Source organism: Streptomyces sp. NPDC090106, assembly GCF_044747265.1.
In the GTDB taxonomy this organism is placed as follows: Bacteria; Actinomycetota; Actinomycetes; order Streptomycetales; family Streptomycetaceae; genus Streptomyces.
This window is the reverse complement of sequence record NZ_JBIVDS010000017.1, coordinates 45,656-60,955: the sequence shown is the minus strand read 5'-3', so window position 1 is coordinate 60,955 and position 15,300 is coordinate 45,656. Positions and strand designations below refer to the sequence as shown.

The 15,300-nt window shown below is 73.1% G+C and carries 13 protein-coding genes; 8 read left to right on the top strand and 5 right to left on the bottom strand.

Features of this window, described 5'->3' with window-relative positions:
• The first annotated feature begins 18 nt into the window (after positions 1–18).
• Positions 19–1,884: a septum formation family protein gene (locus ACIPSE_RS39980; protein ID WP_401673171.1), complete on the top strand. Its 1,866-nt coding sequence runs from the start codon at positions 19–21 to the stop codon at positions 1,882–1,884.
• Positions 1,885–1,897: 13 nt separating this feature from the next.
• Positions 1,898–2,068 carry a hypothetical protein gene (locus tag ACIPSE_RS39975; RefSeq protein WP_401673169.1) on the top strand — a complete coding sequence of 57 codons (171 nt, stop codon included), beginning with the start codon at positions 1,898–1,900 and terminating at the stop codon, positions 2,066–2,068.
• Positions 2,069–2,096: 28 nt separating this feature from the next.
• Here the strand turns inward: ACIPSE_RS39975 and ACIPSE_RS39970 are convergent, their stop codons facing one another.
• The 4 genes from ACIPSE_RS39970 to ACIPSE_RS39955 form a co-directional block, all read right to left on the bottom strand.
• A complete protein-coding gene (locus tag ACIPSE_RS39970) occupies positions 2,097–3,287 on the bottom strand; it encodes a sensor histidine kinase (protein ID WP_401673167.1) in 1,191 nt (396 codons plus the stop codon).
• Entirely contained in the window at positions 3,284–4,999 is a 1,716-nt protein-coding gene (locus tag ACIPSE_RS39965; RefSeq protein ID WP_401673165.1) for a cation acetate symporter, read from the bottom strand. The genes ACIPSE_RS39970 and ACIPSE_RS39965 overlap by 4 nt, the downstream gene beginning before the upstream one ends.
• 96 nt (positions 5,000–5,095) lie before the next feature.
• A complete protein-coding gene (locus ACIPSE_RS39960; protein WP_401673163.1) occupies positions 5,096–5,455 on the bottom strand; it encodes a hypothetical protein in 360 nt (119 codons plus the stop codon).
• A gap of 2 nt (positions 5,456–5,457) precedes the next feature.
• Positions 5,458–6,207: a LytR/AlgR family response regulator transcription factor gene (locus tag ACIPSE_RS39955; protein WP_401673160.1), complete on the bottom strand. Its 750-nt coding sequence runs from the start codon at positions 6,205–6,207 to the stop codon at positions 5,458–5,460.
• Between the two features lie 99 nt (positions 6,208–6,306).
• On the opposite strand from ACIPSE_RS39955, the gene ACIPSE_RS39950 reads away from it, so the two are divergent.
• The 6 genes from ACIPSE_RS39950 (at position 6,307) to ACIPSE_RS39925 (ending at position 13,586) form a co-directional block, all read left to right on the top strand.
• Positions 6,307–6,810, top strand: coding sequence for an Lrp/AsnC family transcriptional regulator (locus ACIPSE_RS39950; protein WP_401673157.1), 504 nt, complete (start codon positions 6,307–6,309; stop codon positions 6,808–6,810).
• 124 nt (positions 6,811–6,934) lie between these two features.
• Positions 6,935–7,747, top strand: coding sequence for a dimethylargininase (gene ddaH, locus ACIPSE_RS39945; protein WP_401673154.1), 813 nt, complete (start codon positions 6,935–6,937; stop codon positions 7,745–7,747).
• Entirely contained in the window at positions 7,744–8,961 is a 1,218-nt protein-coding gene (rocD, locus tag ACIPSE_RS39940) for an ornithine--oxo-acid transaminase (RefSeq protein ID WP_401673152.1), read from the top strand. Before ddaH ends, rocD begins: the two co-directional genes overlap by 4 nt.
• Before the next feature lie 155 nt (positions 8,962–9,116).
• Complete coding sequence (locus ACIPSE_RS39935; protein WP_401673149.1) at positions 9,117–11,579, top strand: SpoIIE family protein phosphatase; 2,463 nt, start codon at positions 9,117–9,119, stop codon at positions 11,577–11,579.
• A gap of 141 nt (positions 11,580–11,720) precedes the next feature.
• Positions 11,721–12,446, top strand: a complete 726-nt coding sequence (locus tag ACIPSE_RS39930) for a lysophospholipid acyltransferase family protein (protein WP_401673147.1) — start codon at positions 11,721–11,723, stop codon at positions 12,444–12,446.
• Between the two features lie 117 nt (positions 12,447–12,563).
• Positions 12,564–13,586 (top strand): NAD-dependent epimerase/dehydratase family protein, encoded by a 1,023-nt coding sequence (locus tag ACIPSE_RS39925; protein ID WP_401673582.1) that lies wholly within the window; start codon positions 12,564–12,566, stop codon positions 13,584–13,586.
• 49 nt (positions 13,587–13,635) lie between these two features.
• Here ACIPSE_RS39925 and ACIPSE_RS39920 read toward each other — a convergent pair whose 3' ends face one another.
• Positions 13,636–15,261 (bottom strand): alpha/beta hydrolase, encoded by a 1,626-nt coding sequence (locus ACIPSE_RS39920; RefSeq protein ID WP_401673144.1) that lies wholly within the window; start codon positions 15,259–15,261, stop codon positions 13,636–13,638.
• Positions 15,262–15,300: the final 39 nt, after the last annotated feature.

The window sequence follows — 15,300 nt, the reverse complement described above, 5'->3', positions numbered from 1 at the left end:
GAACCCGGGAGTCACCGGATGCATCCAGGATCACCGACATCGGGCGTGGGCCGGGTCATCGCCAGCCGCTATCTGCTGCTGAACCGGCTCGGCAGCGGCGGCATGGGCCATGTGTGGCTCGCCCACGACCAGAGACTCGCCTGCGAGGTCGCGCTCAAGGAGATCGTCTTCCGGGACCCGGCGGAGGCCGGGCACGACCGGGAGACCCGGGTCGCCCGGGCCCGCGCGGAGGCCCGGCACGCGGCGGGGCTGCGCGGCCACCCGAACGTGGTGACGGTGCACGACGTGCTGGAGCACGACGGTCTGCCGTGGATCGTGATGGAGTACGTGCCGGGCGCCGTGGACCTGCGCGACCTGGTCGCCCGGATCGGCCCGCCGGCCCCGGCCGAGGTGGCCCGGATCGGGCTCGCCGTGCTGGACGCGCTCACCGCCGGGCACGAGCGCGGGGTGATGCACCGGGACGTGAAGCCGGCGAACATCCTGCTGGCACCGGACCGCTCGGGCTCGGCGTACGGCCGGGTCCTGCTCACCGACTACGGGATCTCGGTGCAGCCCGACGCGGGCGAGACGCGGTACACCATGACGTCCGTGCTGGTGGGCACCGCCGGTTTCCTGGCGCCGGAGCGGGCCACGGGCGGGCCGCCGACCCCGGCCGCCGACCTGTTCTCACTGGGCTGCACGCTGTACCACGCGGTCGAGGGGTGCGGGCCCTTCGACCGTGAGTCGCACTTCGCGGAGATCACCGCCGTGGTGATGGAGGAGCCGCGGCCCCCGGTGCGGGCGGGGGCGCTGGCGCCGGTGCTGGAGGCGATGCTGGTCAAGGACCCGGGGCTGCGGATCTCCGCGCAGCGGGCCGAGGCGGCGCTGTCCGACGTCGTCACCCCGCGCGTGGACCCGTTCGCCCGGACGCAGACCGATCTGGGGTCGCAGCCGCCCTGGGCGCAGCCCTCGCCCCCTCTCCCACCTCCGGGGCCGCGGGCGCAGGAGCCCGCGCAGGGCTTCGGGCCGCCGCCGGCCGGACCCGGCGGGCGGCGGCGCCGTACCCGGCCCAGGGCGCTGCACTCGGCGCTCGCCGGGCTGCTGGGGCTGGCCCTGGCCGGGGGCGGGGTCTGGTACGCGGTGGCGCAGCAGCCGCCCGGGAAGGACGCGGAGGGGGGTTCCGCGAGCGGCGGCGCGCTGCCCTACGGCGAGGACGTCGGACTGAGCGGGCCGCTGAAGGACGGCGACTGCGTGATCGTCGACTGGCTGGGCGAGGCGCCCTTCGCGGGCACGCCCCGGGTGACGCCGGACCCGACGTGCCGCAACGGGCCGCCGGACGGGCAGGTCATGGCGTTCGCCCCGGCCGCCTCCGCCGACGAGGCGCGTGAGCGGGGGCCCGCGCGGTGCGAGGAGCTGACGGCGGAGCTGCGCGGGAAGCTCGCCGACGTACGCGCGTACGCCGTCGTGCCCACGGCGGCGGGGTTCGCGGCGGCGGGGAGGCGGAGCGCCTGTCTGGTGCTGGGGGCGCACGGGCCGGTGTACGGGCCGCTGGACGGGAACCGGGAGCCGGGCTCGGCGTTCGCGGACGTGGCGACCATGCAGCGGCGGGACTGTCTGGAGGTGCGGTCCAACCGGGACGCGCGGCTGGTGGACTGTGCGAAACCGCACGACGAGGAGGTCCTCGGATTCACCCGTCTGGGCGCGGCGGTCACGCTGGAACAGGCGCGCACCCGGTCGGACGCGGCCTGCGGGCAGAAGGTCCCGCCGGCCGACTACGGCTTCGATCCGTCGGTGTACGCGGCGGGGTCCTGGACCAGCGCGGGTCCCTGGAAAACGGGCACACATTTTGTCGTCTGCACCGTCCGGAAGCAGAACGGGGGCACCATGGAGGGGGACGATTCCTGAGGAGGGTGCCGCGATGGCAGGTTCCACGGACGGTTCGACCAGAACGATGGGGGTGCTCACCGTCGGCGGACTCGTCATGGTGACCGCCTACACGGTGGCGCTCGGCAGCAACGGCTGGCTGTGGTTCGGCTGGGTGGTGCTGGGCCTGATCACCCTCGGCATGGTCGTCACACGCAACACGTGACGCCCTCCGCCCGAGCCCCCGGTCCGGGTCACCGTGCCGGGTGGACGCCCGGCTGGTACTTGGGCAGGCGGGCGGTGATCCGCATGCCCGCGCCCACGGCCGTCTCGATGACGAGGCCGTGGTCGTCGCCGTAGACCTGGCGGAGCCGGTCGTCGACGTTGGACAGTCCGATGCCGCCCGAGGGGCTGACCTCGCCGGCGAGGATGCGGCGCAGCGCGTCGGGGTCCATGCCGGCGCCGTCGTCCTCGATGACGACGAGTGCCTCGGCGCCCTCGTCCTGGGCGGTGATCTGGATCCGGCAGGTGCCGGACTTGCCCTCCAGGCCGTGTTTCACGGCGTTCTCCACGAGCGGCTGGAGGCAGAGGAAGGGCAGGGTGACGGGGAGGACCTCGGGGGCGATCTGGAGGGTGACGGAGAGGCGGTCGCCGAAGCGTGCCCGGACCAGCGCCAAGTAGTGGTCGATGGCGTGGAGTTCGTCGGCGAGCGTGGTGAAGTCGCCGTGCCTGCGGAACGAGTAGCGGGTGAAGTCGGCGAACTCCAGGAGCAGTTCGCGGGCCCGCTCGGGGTCGGTGCGGACGAACGAGGCGATCACCGCGAGCGAGTTGAAGATGAAGTGCGGGGATATCTGGGCGCGCAGGGCCTTGATCTCGGCCTCGATGAGCCGGGTGCGGGACCGGTCCAGGTCGGCCAGTTCCAACTGGACGGAGACCCAGCGGGCGACCTCCCCGGCGGCCCGGACCAGGACGGCGGACTCGCGGGGCGCGCAGGCCACCAGGGCGCCGTGGACCCGGTCGTCGACGGTGAGAGGGGCGACGACGGCCCAGCTCACCGTGCAGTCGAGGGCGTCGCAGGTCAGCGGGAACGCCTCGCCGCGCCCGGTCTCCAGGGGGCCCGCGAGACGGCGCATGACCTCGTCGCGGTGGTGGCCGCCGGCGCCGTCCCAGACGAGGACCTGCTTCTGGTCGGTGAGGCACAGGGCGTCGGTGCCGAGCAGGGTGCGCAGCCTGCGGGCCGACTTGCGGGCGGTCTCCTCGGTGAGGCCGGCCCGGAGCGGGGGTGCGGCGAGGGACGCGGTGTGCAGGGTCTCGAAGGTGGCGTGCTCGACGGGGGTGCCGAGGTCGCCGGGGCCGTCGGCGCGGGCGGTGCGGCGGCCGAGCCAGAAGCCTGCGGCCAGCAGCGGCAGGATCGCCACGCACAGTCCGGCCAGGAAGCCGCTCATGCCTTCACCTCCGTGCCCGCGCGCAGTTCCTCGGGCAGATGGAACCGGGCCAGGATGGCCGCCGTGCCCGCCGGTACCCGGCCCGGGGTGGCCAGGGACACCAGGACCATGGTGAGGAAGGCGAGCGGCACCGACCAGAGGGCGGGCCAGGCGAGGAGCGCGTGCAGGGCGCCCGCCCCGGGGAATCCGGCCATCGTCGCGGCCACCGCGAGCAGCGCGGACCCGCCGCCGACCAGCATCCCGGCGGCGGCACCTGGCGGGGTCAGCCGCCGCCACCAGATGCCGAGGACGAGCAGCGGGCAGAACGACGAGGCGGACACGGCGAAGGCGAGCCCCACGGCGTCGGCCACCGGCAGCCCGCCGACCAGCACGCTCGCCACCAGGGGGACGGCCATGGCGAGGACGGTGCCGAGGCGGAAGTGGCGTACGCCGCGCGAGGGGAGAACGTCCTGGGTGAGGACGCCGGCGACGGCCATGGTCAGCCCCGACGCGGTCGACAGGAACGCGGCGAACGCGCCCCCGGCGACGAGCGCGCCGAGCAGGTCGCCGCCGAGGCCGCCGATCATCCGGTCGGGCAGGAGGAGCACGGCGGCGTCCGCGTCGCCGGTGAGGGTGAGTTCGGGGGCGTACAGGCGGCCGAGGGCGCCGTACACGGGCGGCAGGAGGTAGAAGGCGCCGATCAGGCCGAGGACGGCCACGGTGGTGCGGCGGGCGGCGACGCCGTGCGGGCTGGTGTAGAAGCGGACGACGACGTGCGGCAGGCCCATGGTGCCGAGGAAGGTCGCGAGGATCAGCCCGTAGGTGGCGTAGAGCGGGCGTTCGCCGCGGGACTCGGCCTGGGAGGGCGAGAGGCTGGTGTCGCCGGGCCCGGCCTCGGGGACGGGGGCGCCGGCGGCGAAGGTGAGCCGGGTGCCCGCGTCGATGCGGTGGGTGCCCGCGGTCAGGCGCAGTGCGGTGTCCTCGTGGGCGCGGCCGTCGACGGTGCCGTCCACGGTGACGGTCAGCGGCCGGTCGAGGTCGAGGTCGAGGGTCTCCCCCACCCGCACGACGCGCTGTTCGCGGAAGGTGGCGGGTTCCTCGAAGGCGTGGCTGGGGGCGCCGTCGCCCTGCCAGGCGACGATCAGGAAGAGCGCGGGGACGAGCAGGGCGGTGAGTTTGAGCCAGTACTGGAAGGCCTGCACGAAGGTGATGCTGCGCATGCCCCCGGCGGCGACGGTGGCGACCACCACGACGGCGACGATGACCCCGCCGAGTTCGCCGGGCGCCCCGGTCAGCACGGTCAGCGTCAGTCCGGCGCCCTGGAGCTGGGGCAGCAGGTACAGCCAGCCGACGCCGACGACGAAGGCCCCGGCCAGGCGTCGTACCGCCTGGGAGGCGAGGCGGGCCTCGGCGAAGTCGGGCAGGGTGTAGGCGCCCGAGCGGCGCAGCGGGGCGGCGACGAAGAGCAGCAGGACGAGATAGCCGGCGGTGTAGCCGACGGGGTACCAGAGCATGTCCGGGCCCTGGACCAGGACCAGTCCCGCGATGCCGAGGAAGGAGGCCGCGGACAGGTACTCGCCGCTGATGGCCGCCGCGTTGAGCCGGGGTCCGACGGTGCGGGAGGCGACGTAGAAGTCGGAGGTGGTGCGGGAGATGCGCAGTCCGAAGGCGCCGACGAGGACGGTCGCCACGACCACGAGCGCCACGGCGGGCACGGCATAGCTGGAGTTCATCGGTCCCCGTGCCTCATCGGTCCTGGTTCCTCCGGTCCTCGTTCCTCATCGGTCCCCGTGCCTCATCGGTCCCCGTGCCTCATCGGTCCTCGTGCCTCATCGGTCCTCGACCAGCCGGACGAAGTCCCGTTCGTTGCGTTCGGCGCGGCGCACGTACCAGCGGGCGAGCAGGACCAGCGGGACGTAGATGCCGAAGCCGAGCACCGCCCATTCCAGGCGGCGGGCGCCGGGCATGGCGGCGAACAGCAGCGGCAGCGGCCCGACGAGGAGTCCGAGGACGGCGAACACGGCGAGCGCCGCCCGGAGTTGGGAGCGCATGAGGGAGCGGACGTAGGTGTGGCCGAGGGTGGTCTGCTCGTCGATCTCGGTGCGGGGCCGGTAGTAGCCGGAGGCGTGGCGGGTGCGGCGGGGCGGGCCGGTGACGACGACGCGACGCTCCGCGGGGTCCTGCGGCACGGTCAGGGCCTCCTCATCAGCAGGTCGCGCAGTTCGCGGGTGTGGCGGCGGGAGACCTGGAGTTCCTCGGCGCCGACCAGGACGCTCACCGTGCCCGCGTCCAGGCGGAGTTCGCCGACGTGGCGCAGGGCGACGAGATGGCGGCGGTGGATCCGGACGAACCCGCGCGAGCGCCAGCGTTCCTCCAGGGTGGACAGCGGGATGCGGACGAGATGGCTGCCCTTGGTGGTGTGCAGGCGGGCGTAGTCGCCCTGGGCCTCGACATGGGTGATCTCCTCGACGCTCACGAACCGTGTGACACCGCCGAGTTCGACGGGTATGTGGTCGGGGTCGGGTTCGTGGACGGGGATGCGCGGGGCGGCGCCGCGCAGTTCGGCGGCGCGCCGCACGGCCTCCGCGAGGCGTTCCTTGCGGACGGGTTTGAGGACGTAGTCCACGGCCTTGAGGTCGAAGGCCCGCACGGCGAAGTCCTCGTGGGCGGTGACGAACACGACCAGGGGCGGACTGGCGAAGCCGCCGAGCAGCCGGGCCAGGTCGAGCCCGTCGAGGCCGGGCATGTTGATGTCGAGGAAGACGACGTCGATGGCCTCGGGCCCGTGCGGCCCCGATTCCAGGGCCCGGTTGATGCGGCGCAGCGCCTCGGTCGCGTCCCCGGCACCCTCGGCGCTGCCGACGCGCGGGTCGGCGTGGAGGAGGTAGAGGAGTTCCTCCAGCGAGGGGCGTTCGTCGTCGACAGCCAGGGCGCGCAGCATGACCGGGAGTGTAGGAGCAATTCGTACGACTGCACATGCGCCGGTGTGGACGTTCTCGCTGGACACGGTGTGGGTCCGGGGTCTGGGTACAGTGCCGCCATGAGCAGCACGTCCGCGTCGTTCGACGCGCTCGACCGGCAGATCATCACCGCTCTGATGGCGAACGCCAGGACGAGCTTCGCGGAGATCGGCACGGCCGTGGGGCTGTCGGCGACGGCGGTCAAGCGGCGGGTGGACCGGATGCGGGAGACCGGTGTGATCACCGGGTTCACGGCGACCGTGCAGCCGGCCGCGCTGGGCTGGCGCACGGAGGCGTACGTCGAGGTGTACTGCGAGGGCGCCGCGCCGCCGCGGCGGCTGGCGGAGGTGGTGCGCAACCATCCGGAGATCACGGCGGCGATGACGGTGACGGGCGGCGCGGACGCGCTGCTGCATGTGCGGGCGCGGGACGTGGAGCACTTCGAGGAGGTGCTGGAGCGCATCCGCACGGAGCCGTTCATCCGGAAGACGATCAGCGTGATGGTGCTGTCCCATCTCATCCCGGAGAGTCCGGAGGCGGGTGCGAGCCAGCCCGCCCCGCCCGACGCACCAAGCGTGCGCTGAAGGGGTTCAAGAAGCAGCATTCCTGCGCGGACACGCAATTCTCGTTGCTTGTCCGTCCTATCGGTCACTTCCTACCTTGGTGTCAACCCTGAGACGACACTCCAGGAAGCGGAGGAACCCCTCTGTGTCCGACTCCCGTGTGCCGCGCCGACGGCGTTTCCTCGTCTGCGAACCCAGACACTTCGCCGTGCAGTACGCGATCAACCCCTGGATGCATCCCGACACGCGCGTGGACGTGGACCTCGCCCAGGATCAGTGGCAGTCGCTGATCCGGGCGTACCGCGCCCACGGCCACACCGTCGACGCCGTGGCCCCGGTCCCCGGCCTGCCGGACATGGTCTTCGCGGCGAACTCGGCGGTCGTGGTCGGCGGCCGGGTCTTCGGCTCGCTCTTCCACGCGCCGGAGCGCCGCCCCGAGTCGACCCACTACGACACCTGGTTCAAGACGGCCGGGTTCACCGTCCACCGCCCCGAGTCGGTCTGCGAGGGCGAGGGCGACCTCGTCTGGACCGGCCGGTACGTGCTGGCCGGCACCGGTTTCCGCACGACCCGCGACGCGCACCGCGAGGTGCAGGAGTTCTTCGGCCACCCGGTGATCAGCCTGACCCTGGTGGACCCGTACTTCTACCACCTGGACACCGCGCTGTTCGTCCTCGACGACGCGAACGTCGCGTACTACCCGGAGGCCTTCTCGGCCGGCAGCCGCGAGGTGCTGGCCCGGCTCTTCCCGGACGCGGTCCTCGCGACCCGGGACGACGCGATGGTGTTCGGTCTGAACTCCGTCTCCGACGGCCGCCACGTCTTCATCGCGCCGCAGGCCGAGGCGCTCGCCGCGCGTCTGGACGCCCACGGCTATGTCCCCGTCCCCGTCGACCTGTCCGAGCTCCACAAGGCCGGCGGCGGCATCAAGTGCTGCACCCAGGAGATCCGCTCATGACCGCTGCCGTGCACACGCGTACCTCCGCCGAGCTGATCCGGGCCGAGGAGCCGGTCCTCGCGCACAACTACCACCCCCTGCCCGTCGTCGTCTCCCGCGCCGAGGGCACCTGGGTCGAGGACGTCGAGGGCCGCCGCTACCTCGACATGCTGGCCGGCTACTCGGCCCTCAACTTCGGCCACCGCCACCCGGCGCTGATCGAGGCGGCCCACCGCCAGCTGGACCGGCTCACCCTCACCTCACGCGCCTTCCACAACGACCAGCTCGCCGCCTTCGCCGAGCGGCTCGCCGCGCTGACCGGGCTCGACATGGTGCTGCCGATGAACACCGGCGCCGAGGCGGTCGAGTCCGGCATCAAGGTGGCCCGCAAGTGGGCCTACGACGTCAAGGGCGTCCCCGCCGACCGGGCGACGATCGTCGTGGCGTCGGAGAACTTCCACGGCCGTACGACGACGATCGTCAGCTTCTCCACCGACGAGACGGCCCGGGCGGGCTTCGGCCCGTTCACCCCCGGGTTCCGGATCGTGCCGTACAACGACCTGGCGGCCCTGGAGGCGGCGGTCGACGAGACGACGGCCGCGGTGCTCCTGGAGCCGATCCAGGGCGAGGCCGGCGTGATCGTCCCCGACGAGGGCTATCTGACCGGTGTGCGGGAGCTGACGCGGCGCGCGGGGTGCCTGTTCGTCGCCGACGAGATCCAGTCGGGCCTCGGCCGCACCGGGCGCACCCTGGCCGTGGAGCACGAGGGCGTCGTCCCGGACGTGCTGCTGCTGGGCAAGGCGCTCGGCGGCGGCATCGTGCCGGTCTCCGCGGTCGTGGCCCGCCGGGACGTGCTCGGCGTGCTGCATCCGGGCGAGCACGGCTCGACGTTCGGCGGCAACCCGCTCGCGGCGGCGGTCGGCACGGCCGTGGTCGAGCTGCTGGAGACCGGCGAGTTCCAGCGCCGGGCCACCGACCTCGGCGCGGTCCTGCGCGACGGCCTCACCGCCCTGGTCGGCAAGGGCGTCGTCGGCTTCCGCTCGCGCGGTCTGTGGGCGGGCGTGGACGTCGATCCGGCGATCGGCACGGGCCGCGAGATCAGCGCCCGGCTGATGGCGGAGGGCGTCCTGGTCAAGGACACCCACGGCTCCACGATCCGCCTCGCTCCCCCGCTGACGATCACGGCGGACGAACTGCGCGGGGCGCTCGCCACGCTGGAGGGGGTCCTGCGATAGCGGGACGGGCCGGGGCGCTCGCCGCCCCGGCCACCGCTCCCTCTCACCCGGTGGGCGGTCTCGGCCGGTGGTCGTGTTCTGCGCGCTCCCGCCGTATCGGGTGAAGATGGGGAGAAGAGGTGGTAGACCACTCTTCAGCGACAGAGAGGTCGTCCGTGGGCGCTGACGAGAAGCAGGACGTCGCCCGGCAGCGGTTCGATGTGGCCGATGCCGCGCCCGTGCTGCTCGACGAGCGCGGGGTGATCACCAGCTGGACGCGGGACGCGGAGCGGCTGCTGGCGTACGCCGCCGACCAGGTCGTCGGGACGGAGGCCGTGACCCTGCTGTCCGCCGAGGACGCGCGGCGGGCACCGGAGGTCGCCGGGCGGTGCCGGGCGGACGGCGGCTGGTCGGGGCTGCTGACGGCGCGGCGCGGGGACGGGCGTCCGGTGCGGCTGATGGTGCGGGTCACCTCGGCGATGGAGCCGTCGGGGCCGTGCCGCTGGCTGGTGCTGCTGTCGGACATGGCCGAGGGCATCGGCTGGGACATGAGCCGGCAGGTGCTGGAGCAGATGGCGACCCGGTCCCCCATCGGGATAGCGATCGTGGACACGAACCTGCGGTTCGTGTGGTCCAACGAGGTTCTGGAGCAGTTCGGCAGCGGCCCGGCCCGGCACCGGCTGGGGCTGCGCATCGGGGACCTCCAGCCCGGTATCGACGTCGTGGGCATAGAGACGCAGATGCGGCGGGTCCTGGACACCGGTGAGCCGGTTCTCGGCTACGAGCACGTGGGCCACGTCCGGTCGGCGCCGCACCGGGAGACGGCGCACATGATGTCGTTCACCCGGCTCGACGACGAGGACGGCCACGCGGTCGGCGTGTACTACACCGTCGTCGACATCACCGAGCGGCACCGCGCCCGGCAGCGGCTCGCGCTGCTGGACCGGGCGGGCGAGCGCATCGGCCGCACCCTGGGGATCCGCCAGACCGCCCAGGAACTGGCCGACGTGGTCGTGCCGAGCCTCGCCGACTTCGTCGCCGTGGACCTGCTGGACTCCGTGTTCCAGGCGGCCGAGCTGTCCCCCGGGCCGCCGCAGGCGACGGATCGCGTACCGCTGCGCCGGGCGGGCCACCAGTCCGTGAACCAGGGCGTCCCGGAGGCGGTCGTCGACGTCGGCGAGGTGGCGACCTATCTGCCCGGCTCGCCGCCGCTGCGCTCGCTGGCCTCCGGGGAGTCCTGGCGGGAGGAGCGGCTCGATCCGCTGGCCGGCGAATGGGGCTCGATGACCCGCGACGCCACCTTCCTGGAGCTGGGACTGCACAGCGTGATGATCGTGCCGATCCGCGCCCGGGGCATCACCCTCGGTGTCACCACGTTCTTCCGCCGGCGCCGCCAGGAGCCCTTCGACGCGGACGACCTGAGCCTGGCGGAGGACCTCGTCTCACGGGCGGCGGTCTGTGTCGACAACGCCCGCCGCTACACCCGGGAGCGGGACGCGGCCCTGCTGCTCCAGCGCAGCCTGCTGCCCCACCGGCTGCCCGAGCAGGGCGCCGTGGAGGTGTCCGCCTGCTACCGCCCGGCCGACGAGCTGACGGGCCTCGGCGGTGACTGGTACGACCTGGTCCCGCTGTCCGGGGCGCGCGTCGCCCTCGTCGTGGGCGAGGTCCCGGGGCACGGCATCGGCGCCGCCGCCGCGATGGGCCGGCTGCGCACCGCCGTCCGCACCCTGGCCGCGCTGGAGCTGCCGCCCGAGGAGGTGCTCGCCCACCTCGACGACCTGGTGGTGCGCTCGGCGCGCGAGGAGGGCGGCGGTCCGGACGACGACAGCGCCCAGCCGGTGGGCTCCGGGTGCGTGTACGTCGTGTACGACCCGGTCGACGGCCAGTGCACGATGGCCGCCGCGGGACATCCGGCGCCGGCCGTGGTGCTGCCCGACGGGACGGTCACCTTCGTGGACCTGCCGCAGGGGCCGCCGCTCGGGGTGGGCGGGCCGCCCTTCGAGTCGGTGGAGCTGGCGCTGGCCGAGGGCAGCACGCTCGCCCTGCACACGGACGGACTGCTCGCGCACGGCACCGGCTCCGGCGCCGACCGGGACCAGCTGCGGGCCGCGCTGGAACGGTCGCCCGCCCCGGCGCGGGCGGGCGACGGGCCGCCCTCGCTGGAGCTGCGCTGCCGGTCCCTCGTCGACGCGCTCACCCCGGACCACCCGCACGACGACGTGGCGCTGCTGATGGCCCGGACCCGGCTCCTGGGGCCCGACCAGGTCGCCGACTGGGACCTGCCGTCCGATCCGGCGCAGGTCGCCGACGCCCGCAAGGCGGCCACCCGGCAGCTGACCGAATGGGGCCTGGAGGACTTGGCGTTCACCACGGAACTGGTCGTGAGTGAACTGGTCACCAACGCCATCCGGCACGCCGTCGGCCCCATCCGACTGCGCCTGATCCGGGAGCGCTCCCTGATCTGCGAGGTGTACGACGGCGGCGCCACCGCGCCCCATCTGCGCCACCCGCGCACGACCGACGAGGGCGGGCGTGGCCTGCTGCTGGTCTCCCAGTTCGCGGAACGCTGGGGCACCCGGTTCGTGCCCGAGGGGAAGATCATCTGGGCGGAGCAGCCGCTGACGGGCCCGGTGGAGTGACCGGGCGGAACCCGCCAGGGCCAACTCCCCTGAGGTTTTGGGGCAGTCCACGGTCCCCCTACACTGACAGCCCCACGACCTGCCGGTTGACCTGTGGGAACGCGGCGGTTGAGCCGACCCTTCGGTGTGAGGAGCGACCCCTTGTTCTACTACCTGCTCAAGTACGTCCTGCTGGGGCCGCTGCTGAGACTGGTCTTCCGGCCCCGAATAGAGGGCCTGGAGCACATCCCGGAGACCGGCGCCGCGATCGTCGCGGGCAACCATCTCTCCTTCTCGGACCACTTCCTGATGCCGGCCGTCCTCAAGCGGCGCATCACGTTCCTCGCCAAGGCCGAGTACTTCACCGGGCCCGGCATCAAGGGCCGGCTGACGGCGGCGTTCTTCCGCAGCGCGGGGCAGATCCCGGTGGACCGCTCCGGCAAGGAGGCCGGGCAGGCGGCGATCCGCGAGGGGCTCGGGGTGCTCGGCAAGGGCGAGCTGCTCGGTATCTATCCGGAGGGCACCCGGTCGCACGACGGACGGCTGTACAAGGGCAAGGTGGGCGTCGCGGTGATGGCCCTCAAGGCCGGGGTGCCCGTCATCCCCTGCGCGATGATCGGGACCTTCGAGGCGCAGCCGCCCGGCACGGTGATCCCCCGGCCCCACCCCGTCACCATCCGCTTCGGCGAACCCCTCGACTTCTCCCGCTACGCGGGGATGGAGAACGAGAAGGCGATCCTGCGCGCGATCACCGACGAACTGATCTACGCGATCCTCAGCCTCTCCGGCCAGGAGTACGTCGACGAGTACGCGGCCGTGGTGAAAGCGGCCGAGGCCGAGGCGAAGGCCGACAAGGAGCGCCGCTTCCCGCGGCTGCCGCTCAGCTGACCTCCCGCCCGGTACGGGGCAGTTGGCGTCCGCACCCGACGGTCCCTCTGCCGTCGGCAGAAGTCCTGGGACCCCGGGTCCCGTACGTCGTACCGTCGCCGCATGACACGACGTGCTGTGGTGATCGGGGCGACCGGGCAGATCGGGCGGGTCGCGGTGGGGACGCTGGCCCGGGACGGCTGGGAGGTGACCGCCGTCTCGCGCGGCGGAGGACGGGACGAGGACTGGCCCGGGGACGTACGGGTGGTCCGGGCTGACCGCGAGGACGACACCGCTCTGGTCGCCGCGGTCGGTGACGGCTGCGAGGTCCTCGTGGACGTGGTGGCGTACGACCGGTCGCACGCACGGCAGTTGACGGCCCTGGCCGGGCGGGTGGGGTCCGCGGTCGTCGTCTCCAGTGTGTCGGTGTACGAGGACGGCAAGGGCCGCGGCTTCGACACCCAGGAGGAGCCGGACGGCTTCCCCGAGTATCCGGTGCCGATCACGGTGGACCAGCGCACGGTCGAGCCGGGCGACGGCACGTACAGCACGCGCAAGGCCGGACTGGAGCGTGAACTGCTGGCGGCGGGCGACGCGTTGCCCACGACGCTGCTGCGCGCGGGGGCCGTCCACGGGCCGTACTGCCAGACGCCGCGCGAGCTGTACTTCGTCAAGCGCAACCTGGACGGCCGGACCCGGCGCGTCCTCGCCCACGGCGGGCGGAGCCGGTTCCATCCGGCGGGCGTGCACAACATCGCGGAGCTGATCCGGCTGGCGGCGGCGAAGCCGGGCAGCCGGGTGCTGAACGCGGTGGACCCGGACGTGCCGACGGTGGCGGAGATCGCGCGGGCGATCGACCGGGTGATGGGCGTGGACCCGCTGCCGGAGGACGTGCTGGTCGAGGGTGCGCCGCCGGTGCCCACGGTCGGCGACACCCCGTGGTCGGTGCCGCTGCCCGTGATCGGCGACATGTCCGCCGCCGAAAGGGAGTTGGGCTATCGCGCGGTGACCCGGTACGCGGACCGGCTGGCCGAGACGGTCGCCTCGATCGAACGCCGGCTGGCGGGGCGGGACTGGCGGGAGGCGTACCCGAAGATGGTCCGCTCGTACGGGGAGGGCCTGTTCGACTACGCGGCGGAGGACGCGTGGCTGGACGCGTGACGAAGGGGGCGCCCCGGGCGGGGTGCCCCCTTCGCTCAGCCGGCCGGTGCTACGGCTTCGGCGTCGCGTGCGCGCCGCACGTGACGTCGGCGGCGTCGAGCCTGCCGCTGAGCAGGTAGGCGTCCACCCGCTCGTTGATGCACGGGTTGACCAGGCTGGTCACACCGTGGGAGCCCGCGCCCTTCTCGGTGATGAGACGGGAGCCCTTGAACCGCTTGTGCAGCTCGACGGCGCCCGCGTACGGAGTGGCCGCGTCACGCTCGGACTGCACGATGAGGACCTGCGGCAGACCCTTGCCCGTCCGGACGTCGACCGGCGTCTGCTGCTTGGCCGGCCAGGTCGCGCAGGGCAGGTTCATCCAGGCGTTGGCCCAGGTGAGGAACGGGTAGTCCTTGTGCAGGCGGGTGTTGTCGCGGTCCCACTTCTGCCAGCTGGTGGGCCACTTGGCGTCGGTGCACTCGACGGCGGTGTAGACGGCGTTGCCGTTCTCCGAGGCGGCGTTGCCCGCCGTGTCGGAGAGGTCGGGCGCGGCGGCGTCGACGAGGGCCTGGGTGTCGCCGGCGAAGTACTGGCTGAAGACCGTGGCGACGGGGACCCACGAGGAGTCGTAGTACGGGGCGCCCTGGAAGAAGCCGATCAGCTCGGCGGGTCCCACGACCCCGCCGATCGGGTTCTTCTTCGCGGTCGCCCTCAACTTCAGCCACTTCGCCTGGACTTCGGCACGGGTGGTGCCGAGGTGGAAGGCGGCGTCGTTGGCGGCGACCCAGTCCTGCCAGTCCTTCCAGCGCATCTCGAAGGCGACGTCCTGGTCCAGGTTGGCCTGGTACCAGATCTTCTCCCGCGACGGGTTGACGACGCTGTCGACGACCATGCGGCGGACGTGGCCCGGGAAGAGGGTGCCGTAGACGGCGCCCAGGTACGTGCCGTAGGAGACGCCTAGGTAGTTGAGCTTCTTCTCGCCGAGCGCGGCACGGATGACGTCGAGGTCGCGCGCGGTGTTCGGCGTGGTCATGTGCGGCAGCATCTCGCCGCTGCGCTCGGCGCAGCCCTCGGCGTACTCACGGGCCAGCTTGCGCTGGGCGCGCTTGTCGGCCTCGGAGTCGGGCACCGGGTCGGCCTTGGGCGCCTTCACGAACTCCTGCGGGTCGACGCAGGAGATGGGCGCCGACTTGCCGACGCCGCGCGGGTCGAAGCCCACGAAGTCGTACGCCTTGGCGGTGTTGGCCCACACCGGCGCCTTGGTGACGACCCGGCGCGGGAAGCGGAGGCCGGAGCCGCCGGGGCCGCCGGGGTTGTAGATGAGCGCGCCCTGGCGCTCCTCCTTGGTCCCGGTGTTGCCGATGCGGTCGACGGCGAGCTTGATCTGCTTGCCGTAGGGCTTCGCGTAGTCCAGCGGCACGGTGACGTACCCGCACTGGATCGGCTTCTCCAGGCCCCAGTCGGCGGGACAGTCCTGCCAGTCGATGCCGCTCTTCGCGGCCCGGTCGGCGGCGATCGCGGCGCCGCGTGCCTCGCGGTCCTGGCCGTGGCGGCTGCCCGCGCTCGCGTTCGCGGTGGCGTTCGCGGTGGCGTTCGCGGTGGGTGCGGCCACGGCCCCGGCTATCAGCGTCGCCGATATCAGCACGCCGGCGGAACCGAGTGCCGCGGCGCCTCTGGTCGATCTGCTGCGCCTCAAGTGCGTCCTCCCCGTACGTCGTTGATGAGTACGGGGATC